Source organism: Weissella paramesenteroides (assembly GCF_051903945.1).
Classification (GTDB): domain Bacteria; phylum Bacillota; class Bacilli; order Lactobacillales; family Lactobacillaceae; genus Weissella; species Weissella paramesenteroides_A.
On the sequence record NZ_CP192268.1, the window covers coordinates 1569745 to 1588848 of the forward strand.

At 38.6% G+C, this 19104-nt stretch carries 14 protein-coding genes and 1 other annotated feature; of the genes, 3 read left to right on the forward strand and 11 right to left on the reverse strand.

Annotated features, from left to right (window positions below):
- Positions 1 to 66: 66 nt before the first annotated feature.
- The gene (gene greA / locus ACQ4QH_RS07750) at positions 67 to 552 is read left to right on the forward strand and encodes a transcription elongation factor GreA (RefSeq protein ID WP_439818425.1); all 486 of its coding nucleotides are present in this window, start codon (positions 67 to 69) and stop codon (positions 550 to 552) included.
- A 75-nt stretch (positions 553 to 627) separates the two neighbouring features.
- Here the strand turns inward: greA and ACQ4QH_RS07755 are convergent, their stop codons facing one another.
- The 7 genes from ACQ4QH_RS07755 to ACQ4QH_RS07785 form a co-directional block, all read right to left on the reverse strand.
- Positions 628 to 1617, reverse strand: a complete 990-nt coding sequence (locus tag ACQ4QH_RS07755) for a glycosyltransferase (RefSeq protein ID WP_439818426.1) — start codon at positions 1615 to 1617, stop codon at positions 628 to 630.
- Between the two features lie 18 nt (positions 1618 to 1635).
- Positions 1636 to 3777: an ArnT family glycosyltransferase gene (locus ACQ4QH_RS07760; protein ID WP_439818427.1), complete on the reverse strand. Its 2142-nt coding sequence runs from the start codon at positions 3775 to 3777 to the stop codon at positions 1636 to 1638.
- 260 nt (positions 3778 to 4037) lie between these two features.
- Positions 4038 to 5861, reverse strand: a complete 1824-nt coding sequence (gene recQ, locus ACQ4QH_RS07765; RefSeq protein ID WP_439818428.1) for a DNA helicase RecQ — start codon at positions 5859 to 5861, stop codon at positions 4038 to 4040.
- A 129-nt stretch (positions 5862 to 5990) separates the two neighbouring features.
- Positions 5991 to 7145, reverse strand: a complete 1155-nt coding sequence (gene mltG, locus ACQ4QH_RS07770; RefSeq protein WP_439818429.1) for an endolytic transglycosylase MltG — start codon at positions 7143 to 7145, stop codon at positions 5991 to 5993.
- Positions 7146 to 7245: 100 nt separating this feature from the next.
- Positions 7246 to 9669, reverse strand: a complete 2424-nt coding sequence (gene pheT, locus ACQ4QH_RS07775) for a phenylalanine--tRNA ligase subunit beta (protein ID WP_439818430.1) — start codon at positions 9667 to 9669, stop codon at positions 7246 to 7248.
- A 6-nt stretch (positions 9670 to 9675) separates the two neighbouring features.
- Positions 9676 to 10716: a phenylalanine--tRNA ligase subunit alpha gene (gene pheS / locus ACQ4QH_RS07780; protein WP_439818431.1), complete on the reverse strand. Its 1041-nt coding sequence runs from the start codon at positions 10714 to 10716 to the stop codon at positions 9676 to 9678.
- 62 nt (positions 10717 to 10778) lie between these two features.
- Positions 10779 to 10987, reverse strand: a binding site (T-box leader).
- Positions 10988 to 11024: 37 nt separating this feature from the next.
- Positions 11025 to 11384, reverse strand: a complete 360-nt coding sequence (locus ACQ4QH_RS07785; protein WP_002827821.1) for a winged helix-turn-helix transcriptional regulator — start codon at positions 11382 to 11384, stop codon at positions 11025 to 11027.
- Positions 11385 to 11556: 172 nt separating this feature from the next.
- Between ACQ4QH_RS07785 and ACQ4QH_RS07790 the strand changes: the two genes are divergently transcribed.
- A complete protein-coding gene (locus tag ACQ4QH_RS07790; protein ID WP_439818432.1) occupies positions 11557 to 12756 on the forward strand; it encodes an MFS transporter in 1200 nt (399 codons plus the stop codon).
- Positions 12757 to 12849: 93 nt separating this feature from the next.
- Here ACQ4QH_RS07790 and ACQ4QH_RS07795 read toward each other — a convergent pair whose 3' ends face one another.
- Positions 12850 to 13329, reverse strand: a complete 480-nt coding sequence (locus ACQ4QH_RS07795) for an HD domain-containing protein (protein WP_131473301.1) — start codon at positions 13327 to 13329, stop codon at positions 12850 to 12852.
- Positions 13330 to 13371: 42 nt separating this feature from the next.
- A complete protein-coding gene (locus ACQ4QH_RS07800) occupies positions 13372 to 14142 on the reverse strand; it encodes a TrmH family RNA methyltransferase (RefSeq protein WP_439818433.1) in 771 nt (256 codons plus the stop codon).
- Between the two features lie 93 nt (positions 14143 to 14235).
- On the opposite strand from ACQ4QH_RS07800, the gene femX reads away from it, so the two are divergent.
- Positions 14236 to 15252, forward strand: a complete 1017-nt coding sequence (gene femX / locus ACQ4QH_RS07805; protein WP_439818434.1) for a UDP-N-acetylmuramoylpentapeptide-lysine N(6)-alanyltransferase — start codon at positions 14236 to 14238, stop codon at positions 15250 to 15252.
- A gap of 113 nt (positions 15253 to 15365) precedes the next feature.
- Here the strand turns inward: femX and prfB are convergent, their stop codons facing one another.
- Together prfB and secA are read right to left on the reverse strand one after the other, a co-directional pair.
- Complete coding sequence (gene prfB / locus ACQ4QH_RS07810; protein ID WP_040760497.1) at positions 15366 to 16481, reverse strand: peptide chain release factor 2; 1116 nt, start codon at positions 16479 to 16481, stop codon at positions 15366 to 15368.
- 182 nt (positions 16482 to 16663) lie between these two features.
- Positions 16664 to 19030, reverse strand: coding sequence for a preprotein translocase subunit SecA (gene secA, locus ACQ4QH_RS07815; RefSeq protein ID WP_439818435.1), 2367 nt, complete (start codon positions 19028 to 19030; stop codon positions 16664 to 16666).
- Positions 19031 to 19104: the final 74 nt, after the last annotated feature.

Here is a 19104-nt window from a genome sequence, read left to right on the forward strand (position 1 = left end):
TAAACCTTGAAACTTTGGGGATACCATTAGTCTAAATAAATTTTTAATGCACAGGAGAACTTAGTCATGGCTGAAGAAAAAACATTTCCAATGACTCTCGAGGGAAAAGCCAAAATCGAAGAGGAATTAAACACACTAATCACAGAAACACGTTCTGAAATTACTGGACGTATTCAACTAGCACGTAGTTTTGGTGACTTATCAGAAAATTCTGAATATGCATCAGCTAAGGATGAACAAGCCTTCGTTGAAGGTCGTATCAAGACCTTACAAAACATGCTTGATAATGCTGAAATTATTGATTCTTCAGAAATTGCTGACGATGAAGTCGCAGTAGGTAAGAAAGTCACTTTTAAAGAATTACCAGATGAAGAGCCAGAATCATATAGCATTGTCGGGGCTGTTGAAGCTAATCCATCAGAAGGTAAAATTTCAAATGAGTCACCAATTGCGGCTGCCATAATTGGCCACAAAGTTGGAGATACTGTTTCCGTAACGTTACCTAATGGTTTTGATATGGAAATTGAAATTCTTTCTGTTGAAATTGCTTAATTCTAAAAATAAAAGACGTACACAAATTTTAAAAGAAATTTGTGTACGTCTTTTTTATTATTAAATCATATTTTTTTAACTGGCCTGTTTGCTATTTTTTACAAAACTACCGGTTTCATCTTCAATAAGAAATAAAGGACGCTGTTTCACTTCATTGAATATTTTACCAATATAAACACCAACAATTGAAATGGCAATTAAGTTAATACCACCAAGTAACCAAATCGAAATCATTAATGAAGACCAGCCAGCCTCAGTATTACCAAAAGCTTTAGCAAACAAAGTATAAATTATCTCTAACCCAGCCACACTAAGAATCAATGTGCCAATGCTAAATAATAATCGAATGGGTTGCACACTGAAACTAGTAATGCCATCAATTGCAAAACTTAACATTTTTTTCAATGGATATTTTGACTGTCCTGCCTGCCGCTCTTGACGTTCATAGAATACTTGTGTTGATTGATAGCCTACCAATGGTACCATCGCTCTTAAAAACACATTTCTTTCTGGCATTTTTAACAACTCTTGCACAGCTACCCAACTCATTAATCGAAAATCAGCATGATTTGGTATCAATTTTACACCCAATAAAGATGCTATTTTATAAAAACTCAAAGCAGAATTTCGTTTAAACCACGTATCTTCCTTGCGGCTAGATCTGACACCATATACGATTTCATTACCCTCATTATATTTCAAAATCATGTTCTGAATAACTTCAGGACTATCTTGTAAATCTGCATCCAATGTAATGAGAATATCTGCCAGTTTAGCACCTTCTGTCATCCCTGCTAATAAAGCTGACTGATGTCCAAAATTACGTGACAATTTAACACCAATCAAATCAGCATGTGTTAATTCCTTCTGTTGAATAATTTGCCAAGTTTCATCGGATGAGCCATCATCAACTACCAAAATGAAACTATTCATACTAATCAAATTATTTTTTATCAAATCCAATTTGATATCATGTAACCTTGTTAAGGTTGTTGGTAATATCTCTTGTTCATTATATGCAGGTAAAATTAGCCCTAATCGTGGTTTTTCTTTTCTTGATGGCATATAATGTCACTCCTTTCTTTAACCATATATCGTTGATAGATCATAAAGTGTCGCATTTTGTGATTGCATCCCCATGCCTTGCATTGGGCTTTGCTTTGTCTTTGAAGTTGTAGTAGTTGATGAGTATTTTACAGTTGTCCCATTCTTTTTAACCCAAGACAAAATCTTTCCAATTTGTCCACTAGTTGCTTTGCTACTATTTCCCATCACAAAATACTTTAGTTGTCCCGACTTAACAAGTTGCTTAAACTCTGACAATGTCATTGTTGGGTCTGTACCATTGTAACCACCAATAGCCATAACAGATTTACCAGTCTTGATGATATAGCCAGAAGCTGAATTGGAATCTGTAGTTGCAAATAAGTACTTCGCACTACCTTGATGTTTTTCAGTATAGTGCATAAGACGCGTATTCACTTCACTACCCATCCCCATTGCAGTACCACTTGTCTGTCCCAATAGAGTTGGACTGGCTGCAGGAATTGCATCTGAACTATGTGACAGGGTTGGAGTTAATGACCACCACCCCGCCATAGTAATAATGCTAATTAATGATACAAAAATTTTAATCTTATGGTTTGCTTGCTTTGGTAACAACCACCAAATTGCCAATAATACTGCGACAATAACCAAGATAATACTAATAATTTGATAATATGACCAAACATAATAAGCTTGTAACAATAGGGTTGAGACAATTCCCAAACTAATGAAAATCCGAGCAATCAATGGTCGATGTCCATCTTCCTTGGCTAGTTTAGCAACTGCGGCAACACCGATAGCAGTTAGGGCAGCAATTGCTGGTGCTAACATAATGGTATAGTATGGATGGAAAAAACTTGCAACCGAGAAGAAACCATAAACTGGTACAAACCAACCAGCCCACAACACAACCTCCTTTTGTTCATCCGAAATTTGATACCATTTGTCTCCTCGACGTTTAAATCCAAACAAACCTGCTAGCAATCCTAGTATCGCTAATGGTAGATACCACCCAATCTGTGAACCTAGGTCTGATTGAAGTAATCTAAACGGTCCAGCTGTTCCAATTGCAAAGGCATTATTGCCGCCACCTTGGGCCATCTTTCCCATTTTGCCAGTCCTTGCCTTGCTATTTGGCATCTTTACTTTGCCATTAGCCGATTGCCTTCCTGGCTTTTGTCCGGTCATTCCCTTCCCGGTGTTTCCACCCGGCTGTTGACCATTCATAGGGTTACCATTAGTTGCCCCAGGCTGTTGACCTGCGGTTGGCTTACCACTTGGTTTATGACCTTTACCGATTTTGCCACTTGGCTTTGTAACTGTTATTCCTTTACCGTTAGCTTTTTTTGTACTACCCATTCCTGGAAAAGCACCACCAGTACCTGTAGATTGACCTAACAATCTTTCTGTACCGTTATAACCAAATGCAAGTTCTAGCAAAGAATTCTTTTGTGAACTACCAATATATGGACGACTTGATTTATTAGCTGAATCTACTGCAACCGGATATGCTAGCGTAAAAATTGCTAAAGAAGCTATCGCAGCAAATAACCAAGCAACTTTTTTCTTCCACGGAACCTTGATCGCAATCCAGTAATAAACCAACATAGCTGGTAAAATCATAAATGCTTGTAGCATTTTAATATTAAAACTAATGCCAACTAACCCAAAACTTAGAATCACTAACCAAATATTTTTCTTACTAACTGCCTTTTGTAGAGTAAATATTGCTAACAATAAAAAGAATACTAAAATAGCATCCATATTATTAGTACGACTATTCGCCACCACTGTTGGCGTTAACGTCATAACTAGCGCCGCAATTCTACCTGGCCAAACACCAAACTTCGATGCAATCAGCTTATACATAAAATAAACAGAACCAATTCCGGCTAAAACACTGGGTAATACAACTGACCAACCATGTATGCCAAAGATTTTAGCTGATATAGCCATGAACCATAGTGCCACTGGCGGTTTATCAACAGTTATAAATCCAGCAGGATCAAATGCACCATACCAGAAATTTGACCAACTTTTAGTCATTGATGTAATAGCAGCAGTGTAATAACTATTAGCACTACCAGCATCCCAGATACCCCAACCATATAGAAAAGCACTTAGTACTAAAATAGCAATTAAATACCAATCAAATTTTGGATTTATTTTTCCTTTCAAAAGGGTCACCTCTTTCTTACGATGTATGAATTAAATATAATGACTTAAGAATAACTTAACAATCATTTATAAAAGAATGTTTAATCAACATAAACATTTTTGAGATAAACCATTCACCTCCTCATTTGATTAGCACTATTCTAGAAAATAATCTATAGAATAATGTTAAATAAAAGTTAATGCAACATTAAAAAGCATGGTTGATTGTTAGATAATAAAAGCCAGGACAATGCTTCTCGTCCTGGCGTATCTAATGTTTATTAGTTTGTTATCTGAGCAATTACTTGTAGAACATCTCGCCCATATTTATCTGCTTTTGCTTGACCAATACCTGAAATATTAAGTAACTCAGATAGTGTCTTTGGCTGCTGGCGTGCTAATTCAACTAATGTCCGATCATTAAAAATGATAAACGACGGTATCGCTGTTTTCTTTGATAATTCTAAGCGCCACTTTCGTAGTTCAGTAAATACAGCTCGTTCAGCTTCATTTAAATCATCTTGCGTCAACGGCGATCCTGTTGTAACCCGTTCATCAACCGTTTGTTTTGACTGTCGTCGCATAACCTGATGTTCTCCACGCAAAACCTGTAAACCAGTTTTTGAGACCATTAAACCACTATATTCGCCAGTTACTTGTAAATAACCCGATGCCAACAAAAAATCAATTAATGATGTAATCCTAACTCGCGGTATTCCATGCATTAGACCAAATGTTGGTAATTGATCAAAATGAGCCCATTTAAATTTTTCCGGTACATGCCCCCGTAAGGTATCGGCTGTCACCGTCTTACCAAAGGCATCTTTATTTTGATGAGCTTTTCGCATCCGGACAACATGACTTAACACCTTTTGTGCAGCAGTTGTCACATCAACTGCCTGTCGTGTATCCAAACAATTGGTACAATGTCCACATGGTAAAGTTTCTTCACCAAAGTAGCGTGTAATATACTGTTGCAAACAAATTGCTGTTGCGCCATAATTCGCCATTTCTTGCAATTTATTTTTTTGCAAACGCTGGTATTCTGGCGTTTGATTATCACTATTTTCAATAAAAAAGCGTTGTGTTTGCAAATCGGCTGCGGCATAAAGTAAAATTGCTTCTGCTGGTAAATGATCCCGACCGGCACGCCCAATTTCTTGATAATAGGCCTCAACCGATCCGGGCATACTGTAATGTATTACAAAACGTACATTGGATTTGTTGATTCCCATCCCAAAAGCATTGGTAGCAACAACCACATTTGCTCGATCAAACAAGAAATCGTCTTGTGCTTGATTACGTTCTTTATCTGTCATACCCGCATGATATCCCACAACTGATAAATGCTGACTAGCCAAAAATGTTGTTAAACTAGTCACCAACTTTCGCGTTGGCACATAAATAATGCCAGCGTCGTCAGCATGCTTTTGCAAATAACGTTTCACATAATCATCTTTGTCCTTCTTTTTTAACCCAGTTTCAATTCGAATCGTTAGATTATCACGGACCACACTTGTACGAACAGTATGGTCTATGGCCAAACGTTCTTCCAAATCACCTTGGACACGCTTCGTTGCCGTAGCGGTTAGTGCCATAATTCGTGGTGCCGAGTTAAGATTGTTGATTAAATGAACAGCTTCTAAATAACTTGGTCGAAAATCATGCCCCCATTGTGACAACACATGAACTTCATCAATAACCACTAATGAAATTTGCAACCGATTTAATAAAGCATAGGTGCCTTCACTTTTTAACCGTTCGGGCGCTAAATAAAGCAACTTTGCTTGCCCGTTTAATAGATGATTCATGGCATGATGATAAGCCTCTTCATCTTGTGTCGAATTCAGAGTAACCGCATCAATACCATTGGCAATTAACTCATCAACTTGGTTTTTCATTAATGAAATCAATGGCGAGATAACGACAGTAATACCTGGTAGCATCAATGCAGGTACTTGGTAGGTAATTGATTTACCACCACCCGTTGGCATGATGCCTAGCGTGCGTTCACCAGCCAGAACTGCATCAATAATTTCAGCCTGTCCTTCACGAAAATCATCATAACCAAATGATTGTTGTAATATCTCTAGTGCTGACTGCATGTCCTCGCTCCTTTGTTGATTAATTAAATGACAAATAGAAAAGCCACATGTTAAAGTTTAACGACATAACATGTGACTTTATCCGTGTTCCGAAACGACTATTATCTCGCTCTTGTCGTCCTTCGTTTTTTAGTTATCTGCACTATTTCCCACGGCAGTATTACCAGCTTCTAGGTCGCTAGATTTACCTAAGTGTTCGTCATAAGTTGCAGAGTAATAAACTTTACCAGTCTTCAAATTAGCAACAAAGTATAGATAATTCTTATCCCGGTCCTTTGGATTCAACACCGCTTCGATAGATTCGGCTGATGGATTATTAAAGGGTCCTGGGCCATAACCAGAATACTTATAAAGATTATATGGATTTGTACTTTGTACATCTTTATTAGACAAATTAGTCTTATTCGTCTTAAGTGCATATTTTGTTGCAATATCCGACTGAAGTGGCATATTTTTGTCAATTCGGTTCAAGAATACACCTGCAATAGTGCGTCGACTATCTTGATCAATTCCTTCACGTTCGACCAGCGAAGCAAGCGTCAATGTTTCATGTACGGTCAAGCCAGCATTCTTGATTGTTTCAAATTTACCTTTTAATTGTGTGTATGATTGGGCAACCATTTGATTGACTAATTCACGAGCATTATTAGAATCTTTCCAATTATAAGTTGCTGGATATAAGTATCCTTCTAATCGATAGCGAATATCCTTTACTTGTTTACTAGATGCCTCAGAATCAAGCAATCCTGGGTATGCAGCCTTCAAACGATTAAAGAACGCTTTATCGTTAACTGCCTTTAAAAACTCCGCCTTAGTAAACTTTGTCTTTTCGCCTACCTCAGTTGCAATATCATCAATTGTTTCACCCTCGCGAACCGTAACCGTATCCTGATTATTTAATGGTGCAGAGGCACCACCTTGACGCAAAGTTTTAACAATAGCACTAACTGAATCTGAAGGTGCAAATAAATAATAACCTGACTTCAAATTAGAAATATTATGTGATGAGAGATAGTGCATAAATGCCTTTTTTGAACGGATCAAACCAGCTTTGTCCAACTTATTAGCAATCTCTTCTGAGTTTTCCCCATCTTTAATTTTGACCTGCTTATTTTTCTTATCTTGGCTATTTAAAGCTGAATAATCACGCTTATCTTGATAACTCATTACGAAGCTAACACCACCAGCAATAAGGGCTATCAATATCAGGAAAAGAATGACTAACCGTCCTTTTCCTTTCCGACTACGCCGCTTTTTATTGCGCGTACGTTTACCGTTGTTCATAATTGTTCTCCTAAAATCATCTTTAGTCCATAACGAAAACAGTCGCTATTACCCAAGTATATCAGTAATAGCGGCTATTTATATTTTTTTTAATTAATCTTTAACGAATTTCAGCACCAAATTGTTCAGCTAAAGCACCAGCAATGTGATCAACTGTTTGATTTGTTTCATCATCAAGCATCGTTTGTTCTGCATTAATGAAGGTTAGGCCAAAGGCAATTGATTTCATATCACTTGGGACGTTTTCACCAGTATAAACATCAAAAGTAACGATATCGTGCAAATGCTTACCACCAGCTTGCTGGATAGCCTCTTCAATGCGTGATGCAGGTACATCACGATTGACCAATATCGCTAAATCACGTGACACAGCTGGATAACGTGAAATGACTTCATAGCGTCCTTGATTCTTTGGCAAGGCAATAACAGCATCCAAGTCTAATTCAAAAGCAAATGTTTCGTTGATACGGTATACCTTCGCCGTTGTTGGGTGAATTTGGCCAACAAAGCCGATCAAAGTATTGCCAATATAGATATCGGCCGTACGACCTGGGTGCATATCTTCACGCACAGTATTTGCCACAAAGTGAATAGGCTCAACAAAATCATAGTTCTTCAGTAATCGTTCAACAATTCCCTTAAGCATATAAAAATCAGCAGCTTGAGCTTTTTGTGCCCAGGTACGCTCAGTAACATTACCAGAAAGAACACCAGCAATATGCTCAATTTCGGCTGGTTGCTTTGTCAAATCACCATCAGAAACAAAGACACGTCCTTGTTCATATAAAGCAACATCCGTTTGCTTACGAGCCACATTATAGGCAACATCATCTAAAAGACCTGTTAGTAAGCTACTTCGAGTTTGTTGACGGTCCTGTGACATTGGGTAATCCAACTGAATTGGTTCACCATCATGTAACTTAAAGCGGTTGGCCTTTTCTGGCGTTGTCAAAACATAAGAGATTGCTTGATTTAAGCCCAATCCTTCTAGTGCATGACGGCTAGCACGAATTAATTGTTGTTTTGGTGTCAACTTACCCGGTGTTGTTTCACCAGTAGGCAAAGTTGCTGGCAAATTATCAAAACCATACAAGCGAGCAATTTCTTCAATCAAATCTGCTTCAATGGAAATATCCCATCGACGAGCTGGAATTGTAACTGAAAAGACACCATTATTTTCTTCATAATCAAAGAATAGACGATCAAAAATAGCAGCAATTTCAGCAGTCGTAATGTTCGTGCCAAGCACATGGTTCACACGATCAACACTCACATCAACAACTGGTGCTTCATAGGCGTAATCTTGTGCGACCACACGGCCGGCAGTGACTTGTCCACCAGCCAATTCAGCAACCAAGGCTGCGGCATGATCTAATGCTGTAAAGGTATCTTCAACATTGACACCACGTTCAAAACGCATTGAAGCCTCTGAATGTAGGTTTTGATCACGCGCAGTATGACGAATTGATTTTGGCTCAAAAATAGCCCCTTCAAGGACAATATCTGTTGTTTCATGGGTTACTTCTGTTGTTTCACCACCCATGACACCAGCAAACATCAAGGCTTCATCACCCGAGGCAATCACAATGTCTTCAGCAGATGCTTCACGGGTTACGCCATCTAATGTCTTAATCGTTTCCTTATCATGTGCCCGACGAACATGGACTTCTGGTTCAGGTAAGGTATTCAAGTCAAAGGCATGCATTGGTTGACCGTACATTAATAACATATAGTTGGTGATATCAACAATATTTGAAATTGGTCGAATGCCCATTGTCCACAAACGGCGTTGTAACCATAGTGGTGAATCCTTAACAGTGACATTCTTAACCACACGAACAGCATACTTAGTTGCCAATTCAGCAGGTGCCGTTGCCGAAATTAAATTACTTGCTTGCTCGGTTGTCTCAGTTAATTCAAAATTAGGTAAAGTTGGTTCTTCTGAAAGGATTGCAGCAACTTCCCATGCTGTACCATTCATTGAAAATAAGTCTGCTCGATTAGGCGTGATACCTGTCTCAAGGACATCATCATCTAATCCAAGCACAGTCAAAGCATCTTCACCTGGTTTCAAATCAGCAGCATCAACATCATTGAATACCCAAATACCCTCTTCAAAATCTTTTGGTGAAACTTTATCTTCAAAGCCAAGCTCCTGTAATGCAGCTAACATACCATTTGATACTTCACCACGTAGTTTACCTTTACGAATTTTTTTATTATCGCCAATAACTGATCCATGCTTGGCCAAGATAACAGTTTGGCCCTCAGCAACATTTGGTGCACCAGTGACAACTTGAATTGGTTCATCTTCACCAGCATCTAATTGTGTAATTACCATATGATCTGAATCTGGGTGTGGAACAACTGATAAGACCTTAGCAATAACAACTTTTTTCATATTTCCCTTAGGTTGATACTGTCCCTCGATTTCAACCGCTGTACGAGAAATTTTTTCTGCTAATTGTGATGCAGGTAATGCAATTGGTAAATAATCACGTAACCAATTTACTGAAACTTTCATTTTGTCTTATCCTTTCTGATCAAATTGCGTTAAGAAACGCACATCATTCAAGTAGAAGTTACGAATATCTTCTACCCCATACTTAAGCATTGCGAAACGATCAGGGCCAAGACCAAAGGCAAAACCGCCATAAACGTCTGGATCAATACCAGATTTACGCAAAACATTTGGGTGCACCATTCCTGCACCAAGTACTTCGATCCACTCAATATCCTCTGGATTCATATCTGGTGTTACTGCATGCCATGAAATATCAACCTCAACGGATGGTTCAGTGAATGGAAAGTATGATGGACGCAAACGAATATCATGGGCTTCACCAAATAAATTATGGGCAACTGCTAATAATGTGCCCTTTAAATCGCCCATGGTAATATGCTTGTCAATCACAAGACCTTCCATTTGATGGAACTGATGTGAATGTGTTGCATCATCAGTATCACGGCGGTACACACGACCAGGAGAGACCATTTTCAAAGGTCCTTTGCTGAAGTCATGTGCTTCCATCGTACGTGCTTGAACTGGAGAAGTTTGCGTGCGCATTAAAATTTCAGGTGTGATGTAGAACGTATCTTGCATATCCCGGGCAGGGTGATCTTTAGGTAAATTCATACGTTCAAAGTTATATTGATCTTCTTCAACCTCTGGTCCTTCAATTACTTGATAACCCATGCCGATAAATTGATCTTCCAGATTTTCAATAATTTGTTGTAACACATGTGGTTGACCTTGTTGGACAGTACGTCCTGGTAAGGTTACGTCAATTGCTTCAGCTGCTAACTGCGCATCCAAAGCAATTGCTTCTAAGCGCGTTTGCCGCTCAGCAATCGCCGCAGTTAATGTATCACGTACCTCATTTGCCAGTGCACCAACTACTGGACGTTCCTCCGGTGTCAAATTTTTCATACCGCGTAGCACTTCAGTTAACGGTCCTTTTTTCCCTAACCAATGTACTCGTACTTGATTCAATGCTTTAACATCGGCTGCATCATTAATTTGTGTTAATGCTTCATCGCGCAATGTCGTGAGCTCATCTTGTAAACTCATTTCTGTTCTCCCTTAATCTTCATAGAATTTTGCAAATAAAAATCCCTTCGATAAATAACTATCGAAGGGACGCTAATTAACGTGGTACCACCCAAAAAATTCAGTAATCTTGCAAAGATTACCCTCAGGTATCTGTTAACGGTGATAGACCGCATCAACTTTTCACTGATGAACTCCTGACTGAAATTCAATGCTTTCAAAGACAGGCTCTCACCACTTCCTGCTCGCTAATCTTTCAAAAGACACCTACTAGGTCATTCATTGTTTCTTGCTCTATTGTACAAATTTTATTTTAACTTTTCAAGTTTCTATTTTGCAGGACACTGCCACTTATCTGACCACTCATGAATTGCCGTCATCATATCACGCATTGATTCGCCACGTGCTGTTAACGCATATTCAATCAAAGCTGAGTCATCATAAGTACGTCTCTCAACAATATCTGCAGCTTCTAACTCCTTCAAACGTTCAACCAACACACGGTCTGAACATTTTGATACTGATTGTGCCAAGTCTTTAAAACGGCGTGGACCATTGACTAGCAATGTCTCAATAATCATGCCATTCCATTTGCGACCAAGAATCTCAAAGGTTGCGACAAATTTATCACATAATTTATTTTCACATAATTCTGCAGCATCGGTCGCCTTATCGGTTACAACTACCATATTTTTTCTCCTTAACTAGCTAAATTTCTCTTCTCGTATATTCATTCTATGCTTTACTTACAAAAAATGCACGGAATAACTTCTAATTCCCACATGACTCATTATATCGTCATTTGTTTCGCACGAAAAGAGGCGATTTGACAGAAGGTGTATAATTATTTAGGAAATTTTTTTGAAAGATAGGTACAGTATTACGTCAAATAGCGACTCCTCTAGCATTTTTAATGCAACTTTTATTCAATTGTTTATTATTCAAATTCTTAGTATGATGACTTTCTACAGTCTGTTTGTTATCATTGGTCCATATTCGGTTCATACCTACCATGTTAGTACGACCGTTGCTGGTTTAATAACTGGTATGACCATTATTGGTACAATGGTGGCCCGCTTTAGTGCCGGTATCATGACTGCAAAATTTAGTGCTAAAAAATTAACGATTCTAAGCATGATTATTCTCGTACCAATCCTACTTGCTTATCAATACGAAGGCGGGATCATCTACTTGTTGATCATTCGCTTTATTCAAGGATTAGCAGTAGGCTTAACTGGTACAGTTACTAACACAGCAGTCATTAATGTGATTCCTCTCGCACGACGAGCCGAAGGCATTGCGTACTTCTCATTAGCCACTATCCTAGGAACAGCATTTGGTCCTTTCTTAGCACTATTGATTGAACAACATTATTCATACACCATCTTATTTTGGTTAGAATTTATTACAGGTGTTGTTGCTTTGATTGCTTCATTTCTAATTGACGCAAAAAAAGTTACTATCAAGGCCACGTCAACGAATAAAAAATTTAATTTAAGAACATTAATCGAGCCAAAAGTTCTTGGTATCTCTTTGACCCTTGGCTTTGTTACATTTGGTTATGCTGCTCTACAATCCGAACTAGATTTTTATGCCAGTGATTTAAACTTAGTAACTTTTGCATCTTATTTCTTCTTGGTATATGCCCTGGCCATTCTAGTTTCTCGGCCACTAGTTGGTCGATTAATGGATAATAAAAATGAAAATTATGTTGTTTACCCAGCATTAATTATTTTGGCGATTGGTTTGTTTATTCTCGGTAAAATGTCAAACGGCTGGATGATGTTACTTGCTGCTATTTTGATTGGTTTTGGGTTTGGTAATTTTCAATCTGCCGTACAATCAACAACGACACAGATGGTACCTGCTGATCGTTTAACACAGACAACTGCCACTTATTTTATTTGTTATGAATTTTCATTGGGTTTTGGTCCTTCTATCATTGGTTTTATCCAGCCAATGCTTGGTTATCAAAACTTATTTATCGTGATGGCAGTAATTGCACTAATTGGTATTATCCTTTACTACTTTATCCACGGTCGTAAAGTCAGCGCTCACTAATTAAAAGAATAAAAAATTAAAAGGCTAGCCTTATTCTGATGATAATTACATCAAAATGAGGCTAGCCTTTTCTATTGTCTGTCTCTTTTATCGTTAATTCGTATGGAATAAACGCTTCATACGAGCTGATGCTGGTGAAAAAAATTCAGCAACTGCCAAATAATCATCGACCAAATCAACTAATAAACTCTCACGATAATGCGGTAATTCACTCGTGGCACCCCACATATGTTTCAAAATAATATCTTTTTCCATTGGAGAAAGATTAGTTATTTTTTCAGCATTACGCAAAGCAACTCGCGGATGGATAAAGGCATGTGAGCCAAGTTCAAACTTTGTTTCACGCCAATCGTAGAAAAACAAATCGTGTAACACGCCTGCACGTGCGACTGCTGTAGCGTTTAAACCAAAGCGTAAAGCTAAGCGATAACTAACGTAAGAGACTGTAATACAGTGTGTTAATCGATCAGAATGATGATGTTGTGTATAATTAGCCATTTCCTGTACTTGTGGATGTGACAACAAATCTTTCACAATATCACTATATACTTTATCTTTTTGCCAATCTAGCATTGCTCTTCCCCCTCGCACAAACCTAGATTACTTTACAAATCTTTAACGAGCCTTTAATGCAAACATTGCGATACCTGCTGCAACTGCAACATTCAATGACTCAGCTTGACCAGAAATTGGAATATATAGATTCTTAGTTGTCATCTTTGCCAATTCTGATTGCATACCTTGCCCTTCATTCCCCATAATTAAAGCAAATTGTGTTTGTGCTGGCACAGTAAAGACATCTGCAGCTTCTGGATCTAATTGCGTGCCATAGACATTCATACCATTCTGTGTAAATGAAGCTGTCCAGTCTGCTAAATTACCAGTTGTCGTTGTTAGATGGAATTGTGAACCTTGCATTGCACGTAATGCTTTTGGCGAATATGGATCAACCGATCCATGCCCAAATACAACGCCCGTAAATCCAGCAGCATCTGCCGTCCTTACCATCGTACCAACATTACCTGGATCTTGAATCGCATCCAAAAACAACCAAGCACCATCGTGAATAAATTGTGGTTCACGTGTAGCACTAGGTAGTGACACTTCTGCAAAAATGCCTTGTGGTGTCACCAAATCCGATAACTTTTTCGCAATGTCATCTGTAATTTCAAAAACGGGTACGCCTAGCGGTAATTCCTCCTGGTGTTCTGCTAATTGTTCTGCCGTTCCCATCACTGCGTGTAATTTACCATCATGTTGAATAGCTTCTTGCACTAAATGCCAACCATCAAGTAGATAAGTTTCACTGGCTTGACGGCCTTTTTTAGTCTGTAATTTTTGCCATGCTTTGACACGGCTATTTTTTGCTGATTTAATAGTTTCCATAAAGTTCATTATACGCTAAAAACAATTTTATTGCCTATGTTATAATTCATAAGGAGATCTAAATTAGCCATATGCTAAAGAAAGAAGGATAACATGCCAGTTTTAGATTTAAGTGACACGGCAGCTGTCAAAAAATATGAAGAATTTGTGCAACACTCACCTTATGGCCAAGTCGGACAAGATCTAGGTTGGGCAAAAATTAAAAATAATTGGGAGCCACGTTATGCTTACGTCACTGACGAAGCCGGTAATATCATTGCTGCGATTTCAATGCTATTGACCCAAACAAAATTAGGTAAAAAATTTGCCTATGCTTCAAAAGGTCCAGTCATGGATATTACTAACCTTGATTTATTAGAACAATTAATGACCGAAGCAAAAAAAGCACTAGCTGATGATGATGCCTATGTCATCCGCATGGATCCAGAAGTTCTTTATTCTGATGAATTGAATACACAACTTCAAGAACATGGTTTCGAAACACGCAACCGTAATGTTGCAGATGAGGGGATGCATGCAACGATTCAACCTCGTCTAAACATGGTGCTGGATCTAAAAGCAAAACCAGATGCAAAAGAGACCTTTGATTTATACCCATCAAAAACAAAGTCAAAATTAAAGCGACCAATGCGTGATGGCGTGACTGTCCGTTACGGTAGCGATACTGCCGCAATGGATGCCTTTTATGAAACATATGTCAATATGGCTAATCGTCATGGTATCACTTATCGTCCAAAGGATTACTTCGAACGTATGCGTGATGCTTTTGGCGACAATGGTATCATGCGTGTTTACATAGCAGAACGTGAGGGCGAGTTACTCTCAACTGGTATCGGCTTTAAATATGGTCGTAAGATTTGGTACATGTATGCAGGTTCAAATGATGGTCCTACTTACTATGCACCATATGCCGTTCAAACTGCAATGATTCAATGGGCTCTCGATGAAGGTGTCGACCTGTATGATATGGGTGGGATTGAATCACAATCAACTGACGATGGACTCTATGTCTTTAAGCACACTTTTATTAAGGCTGATCCGCTAGAATACATCGGTGAAATTGATTTAGTATTAGACGATGCTGCCTATACTGAATTAGTGCGTAATTAGTGCGTAAATAGATGCTAAAAAGAATGCAACAAAAAACTGAATCCAACAACCTACCAAATCAATATGGTTAGGTTGTTGGATTCAGTTTTTTTTAATAACTTTCGGCTCACTTTTTATTCAGGGTTTTGTTCTGATAAACGCCAACGTAGATATGCATTAATGAACGGATCCAAATCACCATCCATCACTGCTTGCGGATTTCCTGATTCAAATCCATCACGATGGTCTTTTACCATACGATAAGGCTGGAAAACATAAGACCTAATCTGCGATCCCCACCCATTTTCTAAATGGTCACCAGCAATCGCTGCACGTTCCTTTTCTTTTTTATCCATCTCCAACTGGTACAGTTTTGCACGTAACATAGCATAGGCTGTATCTTTATTTTGAAATTGTGATCGTTGTTGCTGTGAAGCAACCACAATGCCAGTTGGTATATGCGTTAAGCGAACAGCAGACGATGTTTTATTGATATGCTGACCACCTGCTCCTGACGCACGATAAACATCCATTTTAACGTCAGCTGGATTAATGTCTACCTCTACTGAATCATCTAGTTCAGGCATCACATCGATTGACACAAACGATGTATGCCGACGACCAGCAGAATCAAATGGCGAAATACGTACAAAACGATGTACGCCACGTTCCGAGCGTAGATATCCATAAGCATTATGTCCAGTAATCATTAGTGTCACTGAATCAACACCGGCAACATCTCCTGGATGATAATCCATAATATCTACTTTAAACCCATGTTGTTCTGCCCAACGTGTGTACATACGCTGCAGGTTAGCACCCCAGTCAGCAGATTCAGTCCCACCTGAACCAGGATGAATCTCTAAAATAGCATTATTTTTATCATATGGCTCATTTAATAATTGCGCTAAGCGATAAGCAGATAAATCTTCACTTAGTTTATCCAAATCATCAGCCATCTCGGTTGCCATATCTTCATCATAAAGTTCACTTAACAAATCGATGGCTGCCTCTACATTTTCAACGCCGTTTGCCAACTTTAAATAGTCATCACGGCGCCCCTTTAAGACATTATTTTCGTCAATAATTTTTTGTGCCGCAACATTATCTTGCCAAAAATCAGGTTCAACCATTTTTGCTTCATTTGCTGCGATTTCATCATTCAATGCGTCTAAATCCAACGAATCACCGAATTTTTCGATTTCTGCGGACATGTCAGCCAATTTGCGACGTGCTTCAGATATTTCCATTATTTCCTCCCTGTAAGAATTACAAATAAACAACAGGCAAATGATGTATCTAACAAAAGTTCTCTTTTGTGACACATAAAAGCCCGCAATCTAACAATGACTACCGCCAGATTCCGGGCTTACCCGACTAAGAAATTATTCATTATTCTTAATCGCATCACTTTGTTTCAATAGATGTTTATTTACCGAACATTTTGACGGATTTCTGACTTCATAAATAGTCGCGTGACATCATATTCAACACCCGCAATCATTTCATCAAACATACGGAAACCTTCATTCTGATACTCAATTAATGGATTCAATTGACCATAACCACGTAGTTGAATCGCATCACGAAGTTGGTTCATCGCTTCCATATGGTCAGTCCATTGGGCATCGACCACACGTAGAATAACCACTCGAGTAAATTGTAAGAGACGTTCTTCATCATCACCAAGCGCATGGCGCTTTTCATCATACATGTCCTTAGCGCGACGATAAATTTCATCCTCAATTTCTTGGGCTGACTTACCTTGTAAATCTGCAACCTTAATTGAATTAACTGGCACGATTGTTGCCTGCGCAAATTCAACAATTGCATCAAGATGCCATTCTTTTGGTTTACCAATTGTTTGATTCTTGACCACTCGATGTATCGTACGTTCAACCATTGGTAGCAATACGTCTCTTAAAGACTTTTCCTCATCAATGACTTGATTTCGATTTGCATAAAAGGCGTTACGCTGTTGTGACATGACGTCGTCGTACTGCAACACATGCTTACGAGAATCATAATTATTTCCCTCAACACGCTTTTGAGCAGACTCAACTGAACGCGTAATTAAACCATTACGGATAACAGCATCTTCATCGCCCATATTCATACTTTCCATCAAATTCTTAATACGTTCACCACCGAAGCGAATCATCAAATCATCTTCTAGTGACAAGAAGAACTGTGAGTATCCTTTATCTCCCTGACGTCCAGAACGACCACGTAGTTGGTTATCAATTCGACGAGATTCATGTCGCTCAGTACCAATAACAGCTAAACCACCCATCTCAGCCACACCAGGACCTAATTTAATATCAGTCCCACGACCAGCCATGTTGGTAGCAATCGTAACCGCACCACGTTGACCAGCATTTGCAATGATTTCAGCTTCACGGGCGTGGTTCTTCGCATTCAATACGTTGTGTGAAATACCCGCTTGATCCAATAATTGTGAGAGCAACTCTGAAGTTTCCACGGCAACTGTACCAATAAGAATTGGCTGTCCTTTTTCATGCAAGTCAATAACAAGTTGTAATACTGCATTAAACTTTGACTTTAAATTAGGATACAACAAATCAGGTTCATCCACTCGTTGAATTGGCTTATTCGTTGGAATCGTCGTAATTTCCATATTATAAATTTCACGGAATTCATCCGCTTCAGTCTTAGCCGTACCAGTCATACCTGATAATTTGTTGTATTGACGGAACAAATTCTGATAGGTAATTGACGCCATGGCACGATTATCTTCTTGAATTTGGACTTGCTCCTTTGCTTCCAAAGCTTGATGTAAGCCATCAGAGAAGCGTCGACCTTCTTGAATACGACCTGAAAAGGCATCAACTAATACAACTTCACCATCACGAACAACGTAATCTTTGTTATTAAACATGGTGTAATTTGCACGCAATGCTTGGTCAATGTGGTGAGTCAATGCGACATTTCCGGTACCATAAAGGTTTTCTAGATTAAAGTATTTCTCACCCTTGGCAATTCCCTCATCATTCAACAAAACTGATTTTGATTCATGATCAACCTTGAAATCCTCATCTTCAGTTAATGACTTTGCAAAACGATCAGCACGAATATATAGCTGCGTACTTGTTTGTGCTGGTGCACCAGAAATAATCAAAGGTGTACGAGCCTCATCAATCAAAATAGAATCAGTTTCATCAACTAGCGCAAAATTTAAGCCACGTTGAACACGATCTTCCTTACGTGCGACCATGTTATCACGTAGATAATCGAACCCAATTTCTGAATTTGTTGTATAAGTAATATCGCAAAGATATGCTGCCCGTTTTTCATCTGGTGATAACTCAGTCAAGTTAATGCCAACAGTTAGTCCTAACCACTTGTAAAGTTGACCCATTTCTTCACCATCTCGTTGAGTCAAGTATTCATTAACTGTGACAACATGGACACCTTTTTGAGGTAAGGCATTCAAATAAACCGCCATGGTTGCAGTAAGTGTCTTTCCTTCACCAGTCTTCATTTCAGCAATATTACCACCATGCAAAACTGCTGATCCCATGATTTGTACTCGGAATGGATACAATCCTAACACACGTTTTGCACCTTCACGAACAACCGCAAAGGCTTCTGGTAAAATATCGTCTAACGTTTGACCATTTTTCAATAGGTCTCGAAAATATGGTGTTTTTGCTTGTAGTTCTTCATCAGATAAGGCTGCCATTTCGTCGGCATGGGCTTCCACTTTATCAGCCAAGTGACCCAAGCGGCGTAATTTTCCTTTATCACTTTCAATAATTGTACGTAATGGATTAGCCATCTTTATCTTCCCTCTCATCGGTCATTATTAGCTATTTTCCGCTAATTATACTAAATAACATTCTAACATACTGA

Coding starts and splice junctions, on each gene's coding strand:
- ACQ4QH_RS07795 (WP_131473301.1), bottom strand. CDS start 13,329: ATGCTAGATTGGCAAAAAGATAAAGTATATAGTGATATTGTGAAAGAT.
- ACQ4QH_RS07785 (WP_002827821.1), bottom strand. CDS start 11,384: ATGGTAGTTGTAACCGATAAGGCGACCGATGCTGCAGAATTATGTGAA.
- pheT (WP_439818430.1), bottom strand. CDS start 9,669: ATGAAAGTTTCAGTAAATTGGTTACGTGATTATTTACCAATTGCATTA.
- femX (WP_439818434.1), top strand. CDS start 14,236: ATGCCAGTTTTAGATTTAAGTGACACGGCAGCTGTCAAAAAATATGAA.
- pheS (WP_439818431.1), bottom strand. CDS start 10,716: ATGAGTTTACAAGATGAGCTCACGACATTGCGCGATGAAGCATTAACA.
- greA (WP_439818425.1), top strand. CDS start 67: ATGGCTGAAGAAAAAACATTTCCAATGACTCTCGAGGGAAAAGCCAAA.
- prfB (WP_040760497.1), bottom strand. CDS start 16,481: ATGGAAATATCTGAAGCACGTCGCAAATTGGCTGACATGTCCGCAGAA.
- ACQ4QH_RS07755 (WP_439818426.1), bottom strand. CDS start 1,617: ATGCCATCAAGAAAAGAAAAACCACGATTAGGGCTAATTTTACCTGCA.
- ACQ4QH_RS07800 (WP_439818433.1), bottom strand. CDS start 14,142: ATGGAAACTATTAAATCAGCAAAAAATAGCCGTGTCAAAGCATGGCAA.
- recQ (WP_439818428.1), bottom strand. CDS start 5,861: ATGCAGTCAGCACTAGAGATATTACAACAATCATTTGGTTATGATGAT.
- mltG (WP_439818429.1), bottom strand. CDS start 7,145: ATGAACAACGGTAAACGTACGCGCAATAAAAAGCGGCGTAGTCGGAAA.
- secA (WP_439818435.1), bottom strand. CDS start 19,030: ATGGCTAATCCATTACGTACAATTATTGAAAGTGATAAAGGAAAATTA.